Origin of the sequence: Porphyrobacter sp. MBR-155 (assembly GCF_040547625.1) — a bacterium.
Classification (GTDB): Bacteria; Pseudomonadota; Alphaproteobacteria; order Sphingomonadales; family Sphingomonadaceae; genus Erythrobacter.
Genome location: NZ_JBEPQB010000008.1, coordinates 120,140 through 141,070, shown reverse-complemented (window position 1 = coordinate 141,070; position 20,931 = coordinate 120,140). Strand labels below are relative to the sequence as shown.

General features: G+C 62.0%; 22 protein-coding genes and 1 tRNA gene. 12 read left to right on the top strand and 11 right to left on the bottom strand.

The features are described from left to right. Positions 1 to 68 precede the first annotated feature (68 nt). Positions 69 to 142, top strand: a tRNA-Gln gene (locus ABIE62_RS10625). A gap of 108 nt (positions 143 to 250) precedes the next feature. Beyond that, positions 251 to 1,126: an LOG family protein gene (locus ABIE62_RS10620; protein WP_354325881.1), complete on the top strand. Its 876-nt coding sequence runs from the start codon at positions 251 to 253 to the stop codon at positions 1,124 to 1,126. Here ABIE62_RS10620 and thiD read toward each other — a convergent pair. The 4 genes from thiD to glmM form a co-directional block, all read right to left on the bottom strand. Beyond that, a complete protein-coding gene (gene thiD, locus ABIE62_RS10615) occupies positions 1,123 to 2,019 on the bottom strand; it encodes a bifunctional hydroxymethylpyrimidine kinase/phosphomethylpyrimidine kinase (protein WP_354325880.1) in 897 nt (298 codons plus the stop codon). The genes ABIE62_RS10620 and thiD overlap by 4 nt on opposite strands. 144 nt (positions 2,020 to 2,163) lie before the next feature. After that, positions 2,164 to 3,114, bottom strand: coding sequence for a retropepsin-like aspartic protease (locus tag ABIE62_RS10610; RefSeq protein WP_354325879.1), 951 nt, complete (start codon positions 3,112 to 3,114; stop codon positions 2,164 to 2,166). Positions 3,115 to 3,312: 198 nt separating this feature from the next. After that, on the bottom strand, positions 3,313 to 3,537 hold the full coding sequence (locus ABIE62_RS10605) for a DUF1272 domain-containing protein (RefSeq protein ID WP_354325877.1): 225 nt from the start codon (positions 3,535 to 3,537) through the stop codon (positions 3,313 to 3,315). A gap of 117 nt (positions 3,538 to 3,654) precedes the next feature. Next, positions 3,655 to 4,992, bottom strand: a complete 1,338-nt coding sequence (gene glmM / locus ABIE62_RS10600) for a phosphoglucosamine mutase (protein ID WP_354325875.1) — start codon at positions 4,990 to 4,992, stop codon at positions 3,655 to 3,657. Between the two features lie 113 nt (positions 4,993 to 5,105). Between glmM and ABIE62_RS10595 the strand changes: the two genes are divergently transcribed. Continuing rightward, positions 5,106 to 6,392, top strand: a complete 1,287-nt coding sequence (locus ABIE62_RS10595) for a dicarboxylate/amino acid:cation symporter (RefSeq protein ID WP_354325873.1) — start codon at positions 5,106 to 5,108, stop codon at positions 6,390 to 6,392. 72 nt (positions 6,393 to 6,464) lie between these two features. Continuing rightward, entirely contained in the window at positions 6,465 to 7,073 is a 609-nt protein-coding gene (locus tag ABIE62_RS10590; RefSeq protein WP_354325871.1) for a superoxide dismutase, read from the top strand. Positions 7,074 to 7,139: 66 nt separating this feature from the next. Here the strand turns inward: ABIE62_RS10590 and ABIE62_RS10585 are convergent, their stop codons facing one another. Beyond that, entirely contained in the window at positions 7,140 to 8,315 is a 1,176-nt protein-coding gene (locus ABIE62_RS10585) for an N-acetyltransferase (protein WP_354325869.1), read from the bottom strand. Positions 8,316 to 8,472: 157 nt separating this feature from the next. Between ABIE62_RS10585 and ABIE62_RS10580 the strand changes: the two genes are divergently transcribed. Next, positions 8,473 to 9,570, top strand: a complete 1,098-nt coding sequence (locus ABIE62_RS10580; RefSeq protein ID WP_354325867.1) for a fatty acid desaturase family protein — start codon at positions 8,473 to 8,475, stop codon at positions 9,568 to 9,570. A gap of 23 nt (positions 9,571 to 9,593) precedes the next feature. On the opposite strand, the gene lptG is transcribed toward ABIE62_RS10580, so the two are convergent. From lptG to ABIE62_RS10555, 5 genes are all read right to left on the bottom strand, one after another. Further along, positions 9,594 to 10,703, bottom strand: coding sequence for an LPS export ABC transporter permease LptG (gene lptG / locus ABIE62_RS10575; protein ID WP_354325865.1), 1,110 nt, complete (start codon positions 10,701 to 10,703; stop codon positions 9,594 to 9,596). A gap of 6 nt (positions 10,704 to 10,709) precedes the next feature. Next, entirely contained in the window at positions 10,710 to 11,996 is a 1,287-nt protein-coding gene (locus tag ABIE62_RS10570) for an LptF/LptG family permease (RefSeq protein WP_354325863.1), read from the bottom strand. A gap of 123 nt (positions 11,997 to 12,119) precedes the next feature. Further along, entirely contained in the window at positions 12,120 to 12,464 is a 345-nt protein-coding gene (gene clpS / locus ABIE62_RS10565; RefSeq protein ID WP_454184752.1) for an ATP-dependent Clp protease adapter ClpS, read from the bottom strand. A 244-nt stretch (positions 12,465 to 12,708) separates the two neighbouring features. Next, a complete protein-coding gene (locus ABIE62_RS10560) occupies positions 12,709 to 13,518 on the bottom strand; it encodes a phasin family protein (protein ID WP_354325860.1) in 810 nt (269 codons plus the stop codon). A 125-nt stretch (positions 13,519 to 13,643) separates the two neighbouring features. Then, positions 13,644 to 15,566, bottom strand: coding sequence for a PHA/PHB synthase family protein (locus ABIE62_RS10555; RefSeq protein WP_354325858.1), 1,923 nt, complete (start codon positions 15,564 to 15,566; stop codon positions 13,644 to 13,646). Between the two features lie 159 nt (positions 15,567 to 15,725). Between ABIE62_RS10555 and ABIE62_RS10550 the strand changes: the two genes are divergently transcribed. The 7 genes from ABIE62_RS10550 (at position 15,726) to ABIE62_RS10520 (ending at position 20,111) form a co-directional block, all read left to right on the top strand. After that, on the top strand, positions 15,726 to 16,925 hold the full coding sequence (locus ABIE62_RS10550; RefSeq protein WP_354325856.1) for an LL-diaminopimelate aminotransferase: 1,200 nt from the start codon (positions 15,726 to 15,728) through the stop codon (positions 16,923 to 16,925). Between the two features lie 122 nt (positions 16,926 to 17,047). Further along, on the top strand, positions 17,048 to 17,650 hold the full coding sequence (locus tag ABIE62_RS10545) for a hypothetical protein (RefSeq protein WP_354325854.1): 603 nt from the start codon (positions 17,048 to 17,050) through the stop codon (positions 17,648 to 17,650). A gap of 25 nt (positions 17,651 to 17,675) precedes the next feature. Then, on the top strand, positions 17,676 to 18,032 hold the full coding sequence (locus ABIE62_RS10540) for a hypothetical protein (protein WP_354325852.1): 357 nt from the start codon (positions 17,676 to 17,678) through the stop codon (positions 18,030 to 18,032). An 11-nt stretch (positions 18,033 to 18,043) separates the two neighbouring features. Then, a complete protein-coding gene (locus ABIE62_RS10535) occupies positions 18,044 to 18,544 on the top strand; it encodes a hypothetical protein (RefSeq protein WP_354325850.1) in 501 nt (166 codons plus the stop codon). Positions 18,545 to 18,608: 64 nt separating this feature from the next. After that, a complete protein-coding gene (locus tag ABIE62_RS10530) occupies positions 18,609 to 19,025 on the top strand; it encodes a JAB domain-containing protein (protein ID WP_354325847.1) in 417 nt (138 codons plus the stop codon). After that, complete coding sequence (locus ABIE62_RS10525; RefSeq protein WP_354325845.1) at positions 19,022 to 19,288, top strand: hypothetical protein; 267 nt, start codon at positions 19,022 to 19,024, stop codon at positions 19,286 to 19,288. The genes ABIE62_RS10530 and ABIE62_RS10525 overlap by 4 nt, the downstream gene beginning before the upstream one ends. Before the next feature lie 4 nt (positions 19,289 to 19,292). Beyond that, positions 19,293 to 20,111: a crotonase/enoyl-CoA hydratase family protein gene (locus ABIE62_RS10520; protein WP_354325843.1), complete on the top strand. Its 819-nt coding sequence runs from the start codon at positions 19,293 to 19,295 to the stop codon at positions 20,109 to 20,111. An 11-nt stretch (positions 20,112 to 20,122) separates the two neighbouring features. Here the strand turns inward: ABIE62_RS10520 and ABIE62_RS10515 are convergent, their stop codons facing one another. Beyond that, on the bottom strand, positions 20,123 to 20,902 hold the full coding sequence (locus tag ABIE62_RS10515; protein WP_354325841.1) for an acyl-CoA thioesterase: 780 nt from the start codon (positions 20,900 to 20,902) through the stop codon (positions 20,123 to 20,125). Between the last annotated feature and the right edge of the window lie 29 nt (positions 20,903 to 20,931).

The following is a 20,931-nucleotide window of genomic DNA, read 5'->3' as shown; positions in this document are numbered from 1 at the left end:
TTGCCGCCGCACAAAACTAGGGAGCGCGCTCGCTGATGCCACCTGCAAGTTTCGGGGGCATGGCCTGTTGCCCCGTCGTCTAACGGCAAGACTACGGACTCTGACTCCGTCAATTGAGGTTCGAATCCTCACGGGGCATCCAGCCGCACGGCATTGTGGTGCAGCCGCAGCTGGCATCAATGTTTCACGTGAAACACCCATCCCATCAATCTGCTTGCGGGCCTAGGTGGCCCCTATTAGGGGTCTAACCATGACCGACAAAGACCTGACTGACCGTAAATTCTACCGCGCGGGCGAAGAAACCCGCTTTGCTGAAAGCGGCCCCGAACACACCCCGCAAACCGCGCATCCGGCCTACACGCTGGCGTTTCGCGATACCGATTTTCTGCTGCGCGACGAATTGCGCCCGGTGCGTTTTCAGCTGGAATTGCTGAAGCCCGAAATGCTGCTCGATGAAGCGCGGGTGGGATCGACGCTGGTGATGTATGGTTCGGCGCGCATTCCCTCGCCCGCGCAGGCCGAAGCCCGGCTGGCCGAAGCCGTTGCCACTGGCAGCGAATATGATCAGAAGGTCGCGGCGCGGCTCGCGGAAAAGGCGAAATATTACGACGAAGCCTACAAACTCGCCCGGCTGGTCAGCGAAAAGTCGATCATCGAGGATGGCAAACGCCAGTTCATCATCACCACCGGCGGCGGGCCTTCGATCATGGAGGCGGGCAATCGCGGGGCATCCGATGCGGGCAGCGAATCGATCGGGCTCAACATCGTGCTGCCCCACGAACAGGCGCCCAACCCTTACGTCACGCCCTATCTCAGCTTTCAGTTCCACTACTTCGCGCTGCGCAAAATGCATTTTCTGCTGCGTGCTCGTGCGGTGGCGGTGTTCCCCGGCGGGTTCGGGACGTTCGATGAATTCTTCGAACTCGTCACCCTGATCCAGACCGGCAAGATGAAGCCGATCCCGATTATCCTGTTCGGCAAGGATTTCTGGACGCGGGTGATCGATTTCGAAGCGCTGGCCGAAGAAGGCACGATTTCAAAGAGCGATCTCGACCTGTTCACCTGGTGCGAAACCGCTGAAGAGGCATGGGCCTGCATCTGCGATTTCTATGAGTTGAAGGACTAGGCGAGCGTTCTGACCGCCTGATGCCCAAGCGGGCCGTTGCCCGCGCCAAAGCCGGGGGCGACCTCGATCGCGCGGATCACGAATTGCCGCGCCAGCCGCACCGCGTGTTCCAATGGCTGACCGTGGCCGATCAGCGTCGCAATCGCCGATGACAGTGTGCAGCCGGTGCCGTGGGTGTGGCGCGTGTCGATCCGCGCGTGATCGAACTGCACCGCGCGCGCGCCGACCGTGTCGGTGGCGGGGATATAGAGCACGTCGATAATCCGCGCGCCATCGCCCTGATCGGGCAGATGCCCGCCCTTGGCCAGCACCGCCGCGCCGGTCGCCTCCGCCAGTTCCTCGGCCGCGGCGACCATGTCCGCGCCGGTGGCGATCGGGCGGCCCACCAGCGCGCTGAGTTCGGGCAGGTTGGGGGTGATCAGCGTTGCCAGCGGGAACAGCCGTGCGCGCATTGCCGCCACCGCATCGGGCGCGATCAGCGCCGCGCCGCTGGTGGCAATCATCACCGGATCGAGAATAATCGGGAAACGCGCTGCCGCAGACCCGCCAGACCGCCGCACATGGCCAAGCGCCGACCGCGCCTTGATCCCCGGCGTAGCGACCAGCGCGGCGGCGACCATGCGAATGATCTCGGAATCGTGCAGCATCCCGATCTTGATCGCATCGACCCCGATATCCTCGGCGCAGGAGGCGATCTGTTGCAGCACGATCTCTGGCGAAAGCGGCGCGATGGCCTGCACCCCGACAGAGTTCTGCGCGGTGACTGCGGTGATCGCGGTCATCCCATAGCCGCCAAGCATGGCGATGGTCTTGAGATCAGCCTGAATGCCTGCGCCGCCGGACGAGTCCGACCCGGCAATGCTGAGGATGCGAGGGGGAGGAGTGGTGGTCATGCCACCGCCATAGCAAGCCCGGACGTCACACGGCACCGATTTCACCAGCGGCAAACGAAATGGCAGCTTTCAGGGATGGCGCGCGTTGTTGGGAACGGCCGGTTGTGGGTGGTTTGCTGAAAGGCTGCTTTCCTAAGTAGCTTGCTAGCGGAAGATGACGGTTATTCTCTCATTCGCGTAATCGAACACGGTGAAGTTATCCCGGAAAAAGGGGTATCCGATTTGAACGTCTGCACTCCCCGTGAATTCTTGGACGACCATATCGATTGGTCCTGATGCACCTGGCAAAGAGAATTCGACTTGCCTCACACCCTCTATTGCGCTGTCGGATCCTGCTATATCGACCGACGTTCCAACCGGGACCGAAGGACAGCCGTCGAAAACATTATCGCAAAAGGTGCGACGGATGGTTGCTGGGCTCGCGCTTCCCAAGTCAACCCCGACTTGAGCGGTCTTGCCGGCGACTGATCCAGAGATCAGCCCGTCTGTCAGTGGCAGCTCGACAAGTTTGCTGGAATTCGGCCTGACTGTCCCAGGCGCAACAAACATGATCTCCTTCTTCGGACCATTCACGACCATCGAAAGGCTGCCGATAACATCCATTCCGACCAGAAGGCCGATCTGCCGATTTAGACGTTTCGAGATTGCTGTCAGATCCAAAGCCAGCGAGGGACCAGCGATGACGAATTGATCTTTCAATTCGATGCTGACTTGATCCACACGTTCAAGCGGAAGGCGGTCACCATTTGGGGACAATGCCCGGCCCGGCATTGGCGTCAGGCTCAAACCCAGGTTGCGAGCAAGCGCACTATCCACCACAGTGCCTTCGCTGCCTGTGTCAATTACTGCCCAGACTTTCGTCTCTGCGACTTTCGCTTCAACCAAGATGACCCGTTGTGAATCGTCATAGGTTGTTGCCCTCGGGCCAACCTCTCCATGCAAGAATGAAAAGGACCGGCTGTCTTTGCTCTTATCCTCTGCTCGTTGCACATTTTGCTGCTGAGCGCTTGCCGGTGACAAAGCTATGCTCTGCAACGCAATCGAAACGGCAATCACCAACCTGCTAAGCAGCTTACGCTGAGCAACGACATACATCTGATTGGCTCCTTCTTTACGAGTCCGCGCATTCGTTGAATACGTATCGCACTGTGCGTGCGGTTGTTCCCATCATCGTCCAACCCGATCTGCTGCAGGGCTGTCGCTTAATGCTGTTCGAAGCGACCGGAATGGGGTCGTTTCCCGAATGGCAGCTTTTTTCCAAAGCCTTGCCAAAGCGGACCCCGCCTCTCGCGCTCACCCCTTGAACTTGCGCTCCGTGCTCGGCGGAAACTTCGCGTGGAGCGCTTTGGCCCGTGTCGGCCTGTCCATCAGCTCGCCGCCGCAATTGGGGCAGCGGTCATCCAGGCTATCTGCACATTCGGCGCAGAAGGTGCATTCGAAGCTGCAGATGAACGCGCCGGGGGCGTCGGCGGCAAGGCCGGTTCCGCAGCGTTCGCAATCGGGGCGCATTTCGAGCATTGTCAGTAACTCCCATCCCGTTCACCCTGAGCTTGTCGAAGGGCTGTATTTCCTTTTTGAGGTGCGGAAAGAAGAAAGTGCGATGCTTCGACAAGCTCAGCACGAACGGATTTTTCGCTAAACCGCCGCGCGCACGGCTTCGCAGATGGCGTCGACCACCTGTTCCACCTCGGCGCGGTCATCGCCTTCGGCCATGACGCGGATGACGGGTTCGGTACCTGAAGGGCGGATCACCAACCGGCCCCGACCGGCCAGCTGCGTTTCGGCATCGGCGATCACCGCCTTGACCCGCGCATCGTCCAGCGGCCTGCCGCCGTCAAAGCGCACGTTCTTGAGCAATTGCGGCACCGGATCGAACACGTGGAGCAGCTCGCTCGCCGGCCTGCCGGATCGCACCAGGCTCGCCAGCACCCGCAGCGCCGCCACGGTGCCATCGCCGGTGGTGGCGTGATCGAGCAGGATCATGTGACCCGATTGTTCCCCGCCAACATTGAACCCGCCCGCCTTCATCGCTTCGAGCACATAGCGATCGCCCACCTTGGTGCGGGCCAGCGTCAACCCGCGCCCCGCCAGATAGCGTTCGAGCCCGAGGTTGCTCATCACCGTCGCCACAATTCCGCCGCCGGTGAGCGCGCCCTTGTCGTGCATCCGGGTGGCGATCAGCGCCATGATCTGATCGCCATCGACCGCGCGGCCCTTTTCATCGACTACGATCAGCCGGTCGGCATCGCCGTCCAGCGCGATCCCGATATCCGCGTGTTCCTCGACCACCCTGGCCTGCAATGCAGCAATCGCGGTCGACCCCACGCCGTCGTTGATGTTGGTGCCATTGGGACTGACCCCCAGCGTCACCACGTCCGCGCCCAGTTCCCAGATCGCCGACGGGGCGACCTGATAGGCCGCGCCATTGGCGCAATCGACCACCACCTTGAGGCCATCGAAGCGGATTTCTGACGCGATCGACCGCTTGACCGCGTGGATATAGCGCCCGCGTGCATCATCGATCCGCCGCGCGCGGCCGATGCCCTCGGCGGGCGCGAGTTCGACCTCGCCCTGCATCAGCCGCTCGATCTCGGCCTCGGCCTCGTCGGACAGCTTGAACCCATCGGGGCCGAACAGCTTGATCCCGTTATCGGCAAACAGGTTGTGGCTGGCAGAGATCATCACGCCCAGATCGGCGCGCATTTCGCGGGTGAGCAGCGCAATCGCGGGGGTGGGCAGCGGCCCGGTCATGATCACGTCCATCCCGACACTGGTGAACCCCGCCACCAGCGCGCTTTCCATCATATAGCCCGACAGGCGCGTGTCCTTGCCGATCACCACCCGGTGCCGGTGCCCGCCGCGCACGAAATAGGTGCCCGCCGCCTGGCCCACCCGCATCGCGGTGGCAGCGGTCATCACGCCGGCATTGGTGCGACCCCTGATTCCGTCGGTTCCGAACAGCTTGCGTGTCATGAATTTGCCTACTCCGCCCCACTCACATGATTGTATCGCGCTTCTGGCGCGGTTATCGCCCACGGTCTAGACCCAAGAGCGAAGGGCGAGCCGCCCAGACAAAGGATACGAGATTGCTGGAGAGTGAAAACAACGGTTCCGGCGCGGGGGGCAAGTTCGCGCTGGTATCGATCCGCCTGCCGGTGGCGCTGACCTTTGCCGCGCTGATTGCTGGCCTGGTGGCGGGTATTGCCGGGGCGGCGCTGGATGTGCCGCAGGCGGTGCAGGACTTTGCCGCATTGGTCGGCGGGCTGTGGCTGCGCGCGCTTCAGATGACGATCATTCCGCTGGTTGCGGCGCTGCTGGTGCTGGGGCTGGTGCAAATGATCATGGCCGCGCGGGTCGGCACGGCGGCGCGGCGGATGCTGCTGATCATGATCGGGGTGCAATTGGCGGGCGGCGCGTTCGCGTCGGTTGCGATGCCGGCCCTGCTCAGGGCGTTTCCGGTGCCGCAGGGGGCGAGCGCGCTTTTGGCGCAGACCCCGGACAATGTCGGCGCGGTGCCGGGCGTGTTCGATTTTGCCGCATCGCTGGTGTCGCCCAACATCATTGCCGCCGCCGCCGAAACCGCGATGCTGCCGCTGACGCTGTTCTTCGTGATGTTTGCCGTCGCGATCACCCGCCTGCCCGCCGATCAGGGCGACCGGCTGCTGGGGTTCTTCCACGCGCTCGGCAATGTCATGCTGCTGATTATCGGCTGGGTGCTGGCGATTGCGCCGATCGGGGTGTTCGCGCTGGCGTTCGGGGTGGGCGTGAAGAGCGGCAGCGGGGCGTTTGCGACGCTGGGGCATTATGTGCTGACGGTGACGTTGATGGGCGCCTTCATTCTGGCGCTGGCCTATGCGATTGCGATGGGGCTGGGGCGGACAGGCGCGCGCTTTGCCAGTGCGGTGTTGCCCGCGCAGGCGGTGGCGCTGTCCACGCAAAGCTCGCTCGCCAGCCTGCCCGCGATGCTTGATAGCGCCGGGCGGCTGGGGCTGCGGGCCTCCACGGCCGAATTCGTGCTGCCGCTTTCGGTGGTGATATTCCGCGCGACCAGTGCGGCGATGAACCTCGCGGTGGTCTATTACATCGCCGCGCTTGCAGGGATCGAGGTGCCGTGGGCAATTGCGATTGCCGGGGTGCTGATCGCCAGCGTGATCAGCCTTTCCGCTGTCAGCCTGCCCGGATCGATCAGCTTTGTCGTGTCGATCGGCCCGATTGCACTGGCCATGGGCGTGCCGGTGGAACCGCTGGCATTGCTGGTGGCGGTCGAGATGCTGCCTGACTTGATGCGCACGCTGGGCAATGTCACCATGAACGTGGCAGTGACCAGCGCGGTTGACCGCAGCGTGCACACGCTTGAAAAATCTTCGCCTTGAAGCTGGAACCCTTCGACCACATCTGCGTTAATGCAACCATCCGATTCACCCAACCTGCTTCTGGAGGACACCATGGCTTTCGCACTTTCCCCGCTTCCCTATCCCGATACCGCGCTGGCACCGGCGATTTCGGCTGAGACGCTGTCGTTTCACTACGGCAAGCACCATCAGACCTATGTCGACAAGATGAACGCCGCGATCGAAGGCACGCCGCACGCCGATGCCTCGCTCGAAGCGATCATCGCGGCTTCGCGCGGTAGCAATCAGGGCCTGTTCAACAATGCAGCGCAGTCATGGAACCACGCGTTCTACTGGCATTCGATGGCCCCTGCGACCACCGCACCTTCGGCTGACCTCGCCGCCAAAATCGATGCGGCGTTCGGATCGGTCGATGCGCTGAAACAGCAGTTGAAGGATCGCGGGCTTGGCCACTTTGCCAGCGGCTGGGTGTGGCTGGCGGAAAAGGACGGCAAGCTCAGCATCGAGGAAACCCACGATGCCGACACGCTGGCCGATAGCGGCTTTAACCCGCTGCTGGTGCTCGACGTGTGGGAACACGCCTATTACCTCGATCACCAGAACAAGCGTCCAGCCTATCTCGATGCGGTGGTTGAAACCAAGCTCAACTGGGCATTTGCGAGCGAAAACCTCGCGCGCGGTCAGGTGTGGACTTACGCCTGATATTGATAGCAAGTCGATTGGAAGGCCCGCCTGCAGCGATGCGGCGGGCCTTTTGTTTGGCGCCTGTCAGGCAAGCGCGCGCGCATAGACCGCATATTCGCGGTTGATCTTGCTCTGGATCGTATCGGCGATGGCGATCATTCCCTGATTGTCGTCAAGGATCCAGCCGATCTCGCCGCGGGTCGATTGAAACGTGGTGTTCGCCTCGGCGCGGATCGCCTCGATCATCATGAAGGCAAGCTGGCTGGCAAGGCGGCTGTTGTGTAGTTCCTTGAGCACGCCCATCAACGGCACCCGCATGCCTGCGCCCTTGGGGTGCCTCAGCCAGCGCAGCATGTGGATCCAGCCAAACGGGAACAGTTTTCCGCCGATTTTCGTCAGCGCATCATTCACATCGGGAAAGGTCAGCATGAACGCCACCGGGCGGCCATCGAGTTCGGCGATCATGTTCAGTTCTTCGTGAATGATCGGGCGTAGCTTTTTACCGGCATAGGCGACTTCTGCCGGGGTGAAGGGGACAAACCCCCAATTGTGCGACCACGCATCATTGAGGATCATCAGCACGGTGGCGACTTCCTCGTCCCAGCGGCTTTTTTCGACCCGGCGGATATTGATGCGCGCGTTCTTGTGCCCCGATTGCACAATCCGCCGGATCAAGGGGGGGGAATCGCGGGTGATATCGAGATCATAGGTGTAAAGCGTCTTTTCGCGGGCATAACCCGCCGTCTCGATCCAGCCTGCATAATGCGCCGGGTGGTGTCCCATCATGATCATCGGCGGGTGATCCTGGCCACTGATCAACAGGCCCGGTTCTTCCCAGACCGAAAGCGAGATCGGGCCGAGCACGCGGTGCATCCCTTCGCCCACCAGCCATGCCTCTGCCGCGGCCAGCAGCGCGCGCGCCGCGTCTTCGTCCTCCGCATCGAAATAGCCGAAAAACCCGGTGCCGGGGCCAAACCCCTGTTCGGCAGGCATGGCGAGCGCGAGTTCATCAATATGCGCCGAAATCCGCCCGACCGGCTGGCCGCCGCGCCGCGCGATGAACAATTGCACCCGCGCATGGCCGAAAAACGGGTTCTTGTCAGGATCGATCAGTTCAAGCTGTTCGGAACGGATTTGCGGCACGAAATGTTCCAGCCGCGCGGAAAAGGCCCGGCCCAGATCGACAAAATCGGCGCGCCCGCGCTTGCCGGAAACCGGCTCGATGCTTATTTCTGCCCTGCGCTTTGCTGCATCCGTCACACCGCAGTTCCCATGGTTGTTTTTGATCAATGCGTCTGTGTCGCGCCTGCGTGATTGACGCAAGCCTATCGATCACTCTTACCGATAACCCTCGTTTGGCTTACCCCCGGAATTGGAGTAGGGCGAACCTCAGATTTTTGCAGAAAATGACCCGTAAATGACTGTGCACCAGACGATTGATCCCGCCCGCCCCGATGCGCTTTCGCCCCCGCGTGCGACCCGCAGCCAATTCATGGCCAGCGATGACAAGGCGATGCTGCGCGCCGCGCGCGACCTGACCAAGGGGTTGGGGGAGGCAAAACCGGGGATTTACTGGGCTGATATGCTGGTTTCGGCAGGCATTGGTTATGCCGGGATTGCGGTAGCGATTGTGAGCGGAAACGTGCCGGTGCAGGTCGCCGCCGGGCTAATCGCCGCATTGGCGATGTATCGTGCGCTGCTGTTCATTCACGAACTCACCCATATCCACCGCGATGCGCTGCCGGGCTTCCGCATGGCGTGGAACCTGCTGGTTGGCATCCCGCTGCTGACGCCAAGCTTCATGTACGAAGGCGTGCACACCATCCACCACAAGCGCACGCAATATGGCACCATCGAAGACCCCGAGTATCTGCCGCTGGCGTTGATGAAACCGTGGAGCCTGCCGCTGTTTGTGCTGGTGGCGCTGCTTGCGCCGGTTGCGCTGCTGGTGCGGTTTGCGGTGCTGGTGCCGCTGGGCGCGGTGATCCCGGCGGTGCGGCGCTTCACCTGGCAGCGCTTTTCCTCGCTGTCGATCAACCCCGATTTCCGCCGCAGGCCGCCAGAAGGCGATTTTGCCCGGCTTGTGCGCTGGCAGGAATTCGGCGCATTCATCTGGGCCTATGCGCTGATCGCCAGCGTCTTCGTGATCGGCTGGCAGCCGCTTGCCATCGCGTTTGCGGTGCTATCGCTGACCGCAGTGCTCAACCAGTTGCGCACGCTGGTCGCGCATCTGTGGGAGAACGAGGGCGAACCGATGACAGTGACCGCGCAGTTCCTCGATTCGGTCAATGTGCCGCCGCCGGGGATCGCGGCTGAGCTGTGGGCGCCGGTGGGCCTGCGCTATCACGCGTTGCATCACCTGATGCCGTCAATGCCCTATCACGACCTGCCCGAAGCACATCGGCGGCTCGCGCGTGAATTGGGCAGCGGATCGACTTATGAAGGCGCAAACCATCCGGGGATGCTGGTGCTGGTGGCGCGGATTGCGCGCAGCACGATGGGGACGCGGGGCTGAGATAGACTGCGGCTCGCCTGAGCCTATTCCTCAGTCCGGATCAGCACCGTTTCGCCCAGCAGCAGGAACAGGAAGAACGGCGCCCATGCGGCCAGCAGCGGCGGATAACCGCCAAAGCTGCCCATCGCCAGGGCGGCATTATCGACCACAAAATAGGCAAAGCCCAGCGCCATCCCGATGATCGCGCGCACGAACAGCTGGCCTGATCGCGCCAGCCCGAACGCCGCAATCGAGCCGAGCAGCGGCATCAACAGCGCGGATAGCGGCCCCGACAGGCGGTGCCACCATTTGGCTCGCATTTCATCAGTATTGCGCCCGGCGGCATCGAACGCATCAATAGTGGCGCCGAGTTCCCAGAAGCTTTGCGCATCGGGATCGACCGATTGCAGCATGATCCGGTCTGGAGTGAGGCCTTCGCCCACCACCTGTGGCGGCAGCGTTTCGCTGATCGCGCCGGCGACATCGAACCGTTGGGGCTGTTCCAGCCGCCAGCCGGGCGCAGCATAGGTCGCACGGGCGCTGCGCACCTGCTGCCGGATGATCCCGCTCGGCGTGCGTTCGTACCAGGTGACGTTCGACAGCACGATATCATCGCCTGTCCCCATCAGCGTGGCAGCAGACAGGATGTTGGGGCCGTCGGTAAAATAGACGTTCGTTCGCACGCCTTTGGCCCCCGCACCGGTGGCCGGGATCGGGCCATATTGCACCGACTCCCACGCCTTGAGGCTGGCATTGGCGCGGGTGACGACGCGTTCGTTGAAGGCGAAGCTGAGCAGCGATACCACCGCCGCCGTCAACAGCAGCGGGAACAATACCTGATGCGCGGAAAGCCCCGCCGCCTTCATCGCCACCACTTCGCTGTTCTGATTGAGGGTGACGAGCGTGATCAGCGTCGCCAGCAGCACCGAATAGGGCAAAAACCGCGAAACGAGCTGCGGCAGGCGCAATCCGGCATAACGCATGATTTCGGCCTGCCCATTGCCCGCAGCTTCAAGGATCTTGCCGGTCGCCGACAGCAGATCAAGCGCCAGCAGCACCAGCACCAGCATGACCAGCACCGCGACAATGCGCACCACGAACATTTTCGCAAGATACAGCGTCAGCGTGCGCGAAGGGAAGAAATCGAGCTGCATATGTCCCTATTCTGCCGGGGCCGCTGCCGTTCCGGGCGCGGGACGATAGGCGCGCTGGGTGCGGCGCCCGAACAGCTTGCCCACCCGCTTCGACAGTTTGGCGAATGCCGTTTCCAGCGTGCCAATCGCCTGTCCACCAGGCACATAGGCAACACGGTAATACATCCAGATGATCAGCGCGGCGAACAGCGCGAACGGCACCCACAGCGCCAGCACCGGATCCAGCCGGCCCAGCGCGGCTACATCTTCGCCGTATTGATTGACCTTGTGATAGGCGACCACCATCACGATCGAAACGAACACGCCGAGCGCGCTGGTCGATCGTTTGGGCGGGATTGCCAGCGCCACCGCCAGCAGCGGCATCAGGAACATCATCACGATTTCGACCAGCCGGAAATTAAAGCTGGCAAGGCTGGCATCGCGTACCTGCGTGGGGCTTTTGTCGCTCCAGCCGATGCTGAGCAGTTCGGGCAGGATATATTCGCGGGTCGCATCGCCGCGATCACGAAATTGCTCGATCGCGGGCAGATCAATCGGCAGATCGTGACGGCTGAACGACAGCACGCGCGGCGTGTTGCCGCCGCCTTTCTGCATGGTGGTGTCCTGGATGATCGTGCCTTCGGTCAGCCGCAGGATGATCGTGTCGGGGTTGTCACGCGTGGCAAGGAACGCCCCTTCGCGCGCGCTGATCGACAGCACCTGACCTTTGTTGTTGGCGACGCGCGCGAAAATGCCGATCAGCCGCCGTCCATCGTCCTCGCTCGCTTCGATCCGCAAGGCCATACGGTCAGCAAGGGTGGTGAATTCCCCGACCTTGATCGAGGCACCCAGCGCGCCTGATCGCAGTTCGTAATCCATCTGTTCGTAATAATAGCGGCTGATCGGCTGGATATAGAACACCAGCGCCACATTGATCGCAACCAGCACCAGCGTGATGGCATAGGGCATCCTGAGCAGGCGGTTATACGACAGCCCGACCGCGCGCATCGTGTCCAGTTCGGATGAGGTGGCGAGTTTGCGGAAGGCAAGCAACACGCCCAGCAGCAGGCCCAGCGGAATGGCAAGGCTGGCATATTCGGGGATCAGCGCCCCCAGCATCTTGAACACCACCGCCACCGGCCCGCCTTCAACCGCGACGAAATCGAACAGGCGCAGCATCTTGTCGAGCAGCAACAACGAGGCGGCCAGCGCGAACACTCCCAGCATCGGCATAATGGTAAGCCGCAGGATATACCGGTCAACGCTGGGGATCAGATTGTGCAAGTGCGGTTCCGTCGATTGCGCGAAGGCCATAACGCCCTAGCGCCTTCGGGCTCGCGCGTCATGCCCCCAATTCCGGTTGCCGTAACAGCCGCCGAACGGCCCGCAATTGAACAAGATGACCCGGCCACCGCCAACCCCGCCCGATCGGCCGTCTCACGCTTTCTCAAGCGTGCATTGCAGCGGGTGCTGGTTCTGCTTGGCGAAATCCATCACCTGATTGACCTTGGTTTCGGCGATTTCATAAGGGAAAATCCCGCACACGCCGACCCCGCGCTGGTGCACGTGGAGCATCACGCGGGTGGCCTGTTCCAGATCCATGCTGAAAAAGCGTTTGAGCACCAGCACCACGAATTCCATCGGGGTGTAGTCATCATTCAGCATCAGCACTTTGTACTGGTTCGGCTTTTTGGGCTTGGCGCGGGTCTTGGTGGCGACGCCGATCTGGCTATCGCCGCTGCCTTCATCGTCCTTGCCGCCGTCTTCATCGCCCGCGCACACGCGATCCACGCGCCGCAGGGGCAGCGCGGCAAGTGCGGGCAGGGCAGGTGGTCGCTGGATCGGCATGAGCCCCCATTATGGGATATGCGGCCCCATTCGCAAGCGCTTGCTGTGCGTGTGTGGGCCAGAGACAAAGAAAAGGCCGGACAAACCCGCAGGTCTGTCCGGCCCGGCGCTTTTCAGCGCGCTTTCGTAAACCGGGATTGGGAGAGAGGAGAGAGGCCCGGTTCAGAAACTTGTGTGCTTAGGCAGCCTTCGAGATCTTCTCGGCGGCGACGCTGGCGCGGTTCGAAATCGGAGCGAAAGCATCGTTGTAGAGCTTCACCCAGGCTTCGGTGCGCTTCGAGCCGAACGAGACCAGAGCATCGAAGTTGCGACGGGCGATTTCGCCCTGCAGCTGCATCAGTTCGGTCGGCGACTTGATGGCCGCAACCTTCTTGACGTCTTCGGTGACGGTTTCGATCACGGTCTTGCCGGTTTCGATGTCGCTGCGGACAATGTCCTGTGCGCCAGCGAAGAAGATCTTACCGCTTTCGACGACGGCATCGACGTTCGCCTTGCTGAATTCGCCAGCTTCGGCAGCCAGAACGGTGGTCTTGGCATAGGCAGTCTTTGCACGGGTCTGGACGTCAGCGATGACTTCCTTGGCGGTGGCGGCGATGTCGGTGTTCTTGGCAGTGGTCATGATGGTATCCTTTAATTTGATGACAGGGTTGGTCTTGGGCGCGGCGGCAGGCTTGCCGGCATTGCGGACAGCCTTCTTGGCCAGCACGGGCTTCTTGACCGTGGGCTTGGCAGTTGCCGTCTTCTTGACGGTCTTGGCAGCGGGTGTCTTGGCCACGGCTGCCTTTTTGGCGAGCGGGGCTTTCTTCTTCGGCGCTGCGGTTTTCGTTGCGGCCGGGGCAGCCTTTGCCACATTGGCGGCGGGCGCGGCTACAGCCTTCGGTGCGGCTACAACCTTGGCCGATGCTTCGGCATAGGCTTTTTCCGCAGCGGCATCGATCTTGGCGATCGGGGCGGTGGCTTCAGCGGCAGTGGTTTTAACTTCGGACATGATGACCTCGCTTCATGTTGCACTGCACAAAATAGCGATTGCAACTGCGAAGTCAAGCATTTTTGTGCAGTGCACAATATTGCTTTATATCATTGAAGTTATGCGATAATTCGAAAATCCCCCGCTCAACGCGTCTTGACGTAGCGTCCCGGAGCATCCTCGATTACCACATCGCCCTTGCCGCCGGGCGCGCGTTTGCCTTTGGCCGGGACGCGCGTGTCGGACTGGCGGTGCAACCATTCGAGCCAGTGTGGCCACCAGCTGCCGGGGTGTTCGGTGGCGCTTTCGACAAAGGCTTTGAGCGATGGCGCCGCGCTGTTGCCCACCCAATATTGATACTTGCCCGCAGCCGGAGGATTGACCACGCCTGCAATGTGGCCTGATCCGGCCAGCAGAAATTCCAGCGGGCCGGTAAAGTGCTGCGTGATCCGCCACACGCTTTCCGCCGGCGCAATGTGATCTTCGCGCCCGGCCTGCACAAAGCTGGGCGTTGCCACCTGCGTCAGATCAATCGGTGTGCCATCGGCTTGCAACGCATCGGGCACCACCAGCTTGTTGTCGCGGTAGAGGTCGCGCAGGTAATCATTGTGCCACTTGGCGGGCAGGTTGGTAACGTCGCCGTTCCAGTGCAGCAGGTCGAAGGCCGGGTAATCTTCGCCGAGCAAGTAATTGTTGACGACATAATTCCAGATCAGATCGCGCCCGCGCAGCGCATTGAACGCGGCGGCCAGATAGCGCCCATCGAGATAGCCTTGTTGTGACGACAACTGCCCGATCATCTCCAACTGGCCATCATCGATGAAGTTTTTCAGGTCGCCGCTCTTTTCGAAATCGACCTGCGCGGTGAAGAAGGTCGCGCTCTTGACCTTATCGGCCTCGCCCCGGCGGGACAGGATCGCCAGCGTCGCCGCCAGCGTGGTGCCCGCGACACAGTAACCGATGGTGTGGACGTGGGGCACGCCCAGCCGCGCGCGAACATGGTCGATCGCATCGATCTGGGCGCGGATGTAATCATCCCACACCACATCGGCCATGCTTTCGTCGGCCGATTTCCAGCTGACCACGAACACGCTGAGCCCCTGATCGACCGCCCATTTGATGAAGCTTTTTTTCGGGGTCAGATCGAGGATATAGAACCGGTTGATCCACGGCGGGAAGATGATCAGCGGCACTTCGAGCACGGTTTCGGTGGTCGGACTATACTGGATCAGCTGATATAGCGGGGTTTCATGCACCACCTTGCCCGGCGTCGCGGCGAGGTTTTCGCCCAACCGGAACGCGTCGGGATCAGTGTGGGTCAACTGCCCGCGCTTCATGTCGTTGATCAGGTGCTGCATCCCGCGCACCAGATTTTGCCCGCGGGTTTCGACGGTGCGCTTCATCACCACCGGGTTCAGCGCCACGAAATTGTCCGGGCTCATCGCTTCGGTCAGCGCGCTGACCGCGAATTCGAGTTGCTGGCGCTTGGCGCGATCAAGCCCATCCATGCCCTTGACCGATTGGCGGAAGTAATCGGCCAGCAGCAGATAGGTCTGGTGCAGCAGCAGGAAGGCCGGGTGTTCGCGCCACGCGGGATCGGCAAAGCGGCGGTCGCTTTTGGGCAGCGCGGCAGGATCGGGCGCTTCGGGTGCCTTGTCGCCCCCGGTCACGCCTGCTCCGATCCCGGCGACAAACCGTTCCATCACGCCGGACCACAATTTCAGCGAATCCTGCGCTAGCCGGGCCTGGGCATCAAACAGCCCCTTGGGCAGTTGGCCCAGCATGCTTTGCGAAAGCACCAGCCATTGCGCCGGATCAAGCGCATTCGTGCCCTTGGCTGCTTTGGTGGCTGCAGCCTGCGCCTGATGCGTCGCGAAATCGAGCCATAGCTGCTGCAATTGCGCGCTGGCGCTGGCCCATTCGCCCAGCTCCCCCGCATCGATCCCCTGCGGCAACAGCGATTCGATCCCTTTGCCGGACATCATTTCACGCATGGCATTGCCTTGCATGTCGAAGAACCCCTTGAGGCTTTCGCCTGCACCAGCCATCGGGTTGTTATCGTCTGCCATAGCCTGAACTGTCCCTTGTCCGACGCGCGTTATATAGTGCCGCCAATCCGGGCGCGCGGCAATTGCCGAAAACGCCTTCCCACTGGCCGAGATATTAGCCTAGGAGGAAATTGGCGTGTTGCCCACTCAATCCCGCCCGAGACAAGGTGATGACAGGCGATGAATGATCAATTCTATCGGATGAAGCGAATGCCCCCCTATGTGATCGCGGAGGTCAACGCCATGCGTCATGCCGCGCGGCTGGCCGGGCAGGACATCATCGATCTGGGCATGGGCAACCCTGATCAACCCCCGCCGCAGCACGTCATCGACAAGCTGTGCGAGGTTGCGGCCAAGCCCAATGCGCATGGCTATTCGCAGTCCAAGGGCATTCCCGGACTGCGCCGCGCGCAGGCGGGATATTATGCCCGGCGGTTCGGGGTCGAACTTGATCCCGAAAGCGAAGTGGTGGTGACGATGGGATCGAAGGAGGGGCTGTCGAGCCTCGCCACCGCGATCATCGCGCCGGGTGATGTGGTGCTGGCACCCAACCCGTCCTATCCGATCCACACTTTCGGGTTCATCATCGCGGGCGCAACGATCCGGTCGGTGCCGACCACCCCTGACGAGGAATACTGGATCTCGTTAGAACGGGCGATGAACTTCACCGTGCCGCGCCCCAGCGTGCTGGTGGTGAGTTACCCGTCGAACCCCACCGCCGAGGTGGTCGATCTGGCGTTCTACGAACGGCTGGTCGCCTGGGCGAAGGAAAATCAGGTCTGGGTCGTGTCAGACCTTGCCTATTCCGAGCTTTATTACGATGGCAAGCCAACTCCGTCGATCATGCAGGTGCCGGGCGCGATGGATGTCGCGATTGAGTTTACCAGCATGAGCAAGACCTATTCGATGGCAGGCTGGCGGATGGGCTTTGCGGTCGGCAACAAACAGCTAATCGCGGCGCTGACGCGGGTAAAATCCTATCTCGACTACGGCTCTTTCACCCCGGTTCAGGCGGCGGCTTGCGCGGCGTTGAATGGCCCGCAGGACATTGTTGAAACCAACCGCGAGCTTTACCGCAAGCGGCGCGATGTGATGGTCGAAGCCTTCGGCCGCGCGGGCTGGGATATTCCCGCGCCGCCTGCATCAATGTTCGCCTGGGCCCCGCTGCCGCCAGCCTTGCGCAGTATGGGCAGCCTTGAATTTTCCAAACAATTGCTCACCCAGGCACAAGTCGCGGTTGCACCCGGCGTGGGTTATGGTGAAAATGGCGAAGGCTATGTCCGAATCGCGATGGTCGAAAACGAACAGCGGCTCAGGCAGGCGGCGCGCAACGTCAAACGCTATTTGCAGTCAGTCGGGGTGAACAGTTCGGGGGCCTGATTTCGCGGCGCAAGGCAGAGGTCTGACGAGGCATTACGTATTCTGATGCGACATAGGAGAATCTCCTACCGATTTGCGTCACCCAATGTGTTAAACGGGATTCACTGCTGAAGGAGAGCCCCATGTTGTCCGGAGCCGCACGGCGGCTGACCGACAGGCAGCGCGCAGTGATAGAGCGCATTGATCGCCGCGTGCCAATCAAGGTTATCGCGCAGGAGCTTGGCGTATCCGAAACCCGGATAAACCAGCACATCCGCGTGCTTAAAGACGTTTACGAGGCTGGCAGCCTGGGCGAACTGGTCGAAAATTATCGCGCCACGCGCGGGCCGGCATTGTCGCCAGAGGATCAGGGAAACGACCTAGGGGGCAGCCCTGATGCAGTTTTGCGTCCCCCCTTGAGCGAACCTGCATACACAAAAACTCAGATTAACGCGGCGACGGATTTTCCTGATTTGGGCGGTCGGGATGACCCGGGCCAACTGGTTCTGAGCGATGCGATGCCCCTGATTGAACAGGCGCCGTGGCTCAGACCGGGCGAACCGAGGGTGGTCCCCGGAGTGCTCGACGGTGAGCATGCCGTTCTGCTTCGCCTGGGAGCCATTGTGGGGATCGCATCAGGGATCCTTGCCGCCGTGGTGCTGACTGTGACCGCAGCCGTGGCCCTGAGCGATGCGATGAATGGCAAGGCGGCCGTCTCTGTGGAAAATCCTCAAGTTGCCGGCTGAGCACCGGCGGCTGCGGAGTATCACGATGAACGAACGTATCCTGTCCGACGCCCACCAACTCAAAAAGCTGGTGCGTGAAGCCGAGGCGATTGCCGATGAATCGATCATTGCCATGGCCCGTTTGAAGCAGGCGATGCTGGCCGCGCGCCAGAACCCCGAAGTCGAAGTCCACACCGGCCAGCGCGCGCTGATGCGGCTGACCGAGGCTGAAAGCCAGGCCATGGCAATGTCCACCAACCTGCTGCGGGTCCACGATGAATTGAGCAAGGTCGCCCGGGTTCACGCTGGCGGTGAGACCGGCACGGAAACGGTCATCCCGCCGGAAGCCGTTGCCACTGCGGCCACTGCCAAAACCTTGCGCCCGGAATCGGCCATCGCCTGAGTGCGCGCCCTATGATGCTCGAACTGTTCAACACTTACCGTGGTGACGCGCAACATATCGCCAGTGTCTTGCTGGCACTGGCGATATGGCGCTGGGGCGCGGCACCCGAACGCTGGCTAATCGCACTATTCGTGGCGACGATGGTCGCTCCGGTCTATCTCTTCAGTCTGCTGGGCCTTGGCAATCCGGCGCTCGGCCCGAACGCTGCACTCTATGTCGGCATCGATCTGTTGGCGGGTGTCGGGTTTGTGGCAGTGGCGCTGAAAGCCAACCGCAATTACCCATTGTGGATCGCGGGCTTCCAGCTGGTCGCGATCAGCGCACATGCAGTCAAAGGGCTGGTCGATACGGTGTCCCCGATCGCGTATCTGATCCTCGCCAGCGGCCCATCCTATTGCCAGCTGGCGCTGATATTTGCCGGGTTCGCCCGCCATGTCACCCGAACGCGCCAGTTCGGCCCCTATCGCGATTGGCGCTCATCGACGCCCGGTGCGCAGTGGCCAAGCCTGTGATCGCGCCAGGTATGCTGATGCCAGATGCTTTGGCCACGCAGGCGGAACTGTGGGCACCATGGTGATGCTGGCACCTCCACCCGCGCATGACCATGCATCATCGCACGAGCAGCGCACATCGGCGATGGTCAACTACCTGCGCAATGTGGTGTTGACGCCGCCCGCCCTGCACGAGCGTGGCCATGCGATCTTTGTGGATGCGCAGCGCGCCTTTCTGGGCGATGCGGCCTTTGGCATGGGCAGCCTCGGCACATTGCAGCTGCGGATGCGGGCGCTGTTTGGCGAGGCGTTGCGGCTGGGCGCATCGGGCCTCATCCTCGCGCATAATCACCCTTCGGGACAGTGCCAGCCAAGCGGCTCTGATCTGACCGCCACACGGCAATTGCAGGATGTCGCCCGCGCGCTCGATATCACGCTGATCGATCATCTCATTTTCACCAACAGGGCAGTCTATTCGATGCGCGCAGGAGGGCTGCTGTGAACGCCATCCTGTCTGCCGGCCGGTTTCAAGGCAGCGACGAGATCATCCCGCGGTTCCGTGAAGCAGGGGACATGACGCTTGATCTGTTCCACCGTGACGGTCGCGCGGAAGATTGCTGGCTCGGCCTGCACCCGCGCGAATTTGCGCTGATCTGGCGGCTGGCAGAACATCCCGGAAACCGCTCTAAACCGGGGCAAGTCTGGACTTGGGGCAGCGGATCGGTCAATCTGCCGTCCGCAAACCAGTGTTTTAAGGAAGCCTGATCCGATGCCTGCCACCGCCTCCATGACCGCCAACGACAGGGTTTCCATCGCGCTGGGAGAGGACGGCGTTGCGCTGGTGCGCCTCAACCGCCCTGACAAGATGAACGCGCTTGACCCTGAAATGTTCGCACGCATCATCGAAGCGGGCAGCACATTGCAGCGCATGAAGGGCCTGCGCGTAGTGGTGCTTTGCGGTGAGGGCCGGGCGTTCTGCGCCGGGCTTGACCTTGCCAGCTTCACCCGCACGCCAAGCGAGGACGAGCCATCGCTGACCGAACGGACATATGGCAATGCCAACAAGTTCCAGCAGGTGTCGATGCAGTGGCGCAAACTGCCGGTGCCGGTGATCGCGGCGGTGCACGGCGTATGTTTCGGCGGCGGATTGGCGATCGCCAGCGGCGCGGATATCCGTATCGTCCACCCGGAAACGCGGATGTCGATCATGGAAATGAAGTGGGGGCTGGTGCCCGACATGGGCGGCTTCGCGCTCTGGCGCGGGTTGGTGCGCGATGATGTGCTGCGCGAACTTATCTATACCAACCGCGAATTTTTGGGGGCGGAGGCGCAGGCTCTCGGCCTTGCGACCCATGTCGATGACAACCCGCTCGACCGCGCGCTGACCATTGCTCGCGAGATTGCCAATCGCAATCCCCACGCAATCCGCGCGGCCAAGCGGCTGCATGCGGGCATGATCGATCGCGATACCAATGCCATTCTGCTTGAAGAAAGCATCGAACAGCACGGCATCATGCGCAGCCGCAACCAGGTCGAAGCGGTGATGGCGGCAATGCAGAAGCGCAAGCCGGATTTCGAGGATTTGTAGACGGCGCGCGCTTACCCGAACACCGCCACGCACTGAACCCCGTCGAGCACCTGCCGCCCGTCCGCATCCCACATTCGCAGCCGTTCGGATGAATAGCCGCTATCGGCGTGCTGGCTGGCGTTCTCGGCCAGATACCAGCCGCCCGGCGAACGGGTTTCGGGGTCGAGCACATTGAACGACCAGTTGATTGAACTGATCGGGCCAATCCGACGCATCGCCCGCATCGCGCCCGGGGGCATGACGTCGCCCATCAGCACCAGTTTCGACACCGGGTCGAGATCGTGCTGTTCGGTCAGCCGCGCCCAGCGGCGCACGGTCGCGCCGTGATCTGCGCCTTTGACCTGACCATAGCGCAGTTCGAAATTGTTCTGGATGAAGCTTGGCCCCTGCCCGCCCATCGCCACCTCGTTGGCGTCAGGTGCGCCCGGCCAGCTTTCGGGCGGATCGGCGGGGCGCAGCGCATTCGCTTCGCGTCCTTCGCCAAACAGCCAGAAGGCCGAAAGCACCACCTTGCCATCGCACAGAATCTCGCTGCGCACCTGCGTGACGTTGCGCCCCTGCCGGATAATTTCGGCGGTAAGTGCAATGTCTTCGCCCACCGGCGCGACAAATGCGACCTGCGCGGCGCGCAGCGGCGGCAGGCCGGGAAAAGCGCGCGCCGCCATCGTATAGGCCACCAGCGCCGATGCCCCACCATACAGCGTGCGCCCCTGCATCCAGTCGGCGGCGTGGGCAAGGCGGGCAGGGCCGGGCTGGCCGGTGATGGGTTCAAGCAGGCTGGCAATGGTCATGCGCGCTGCTTTGCCGTGCGGTTTGCGTG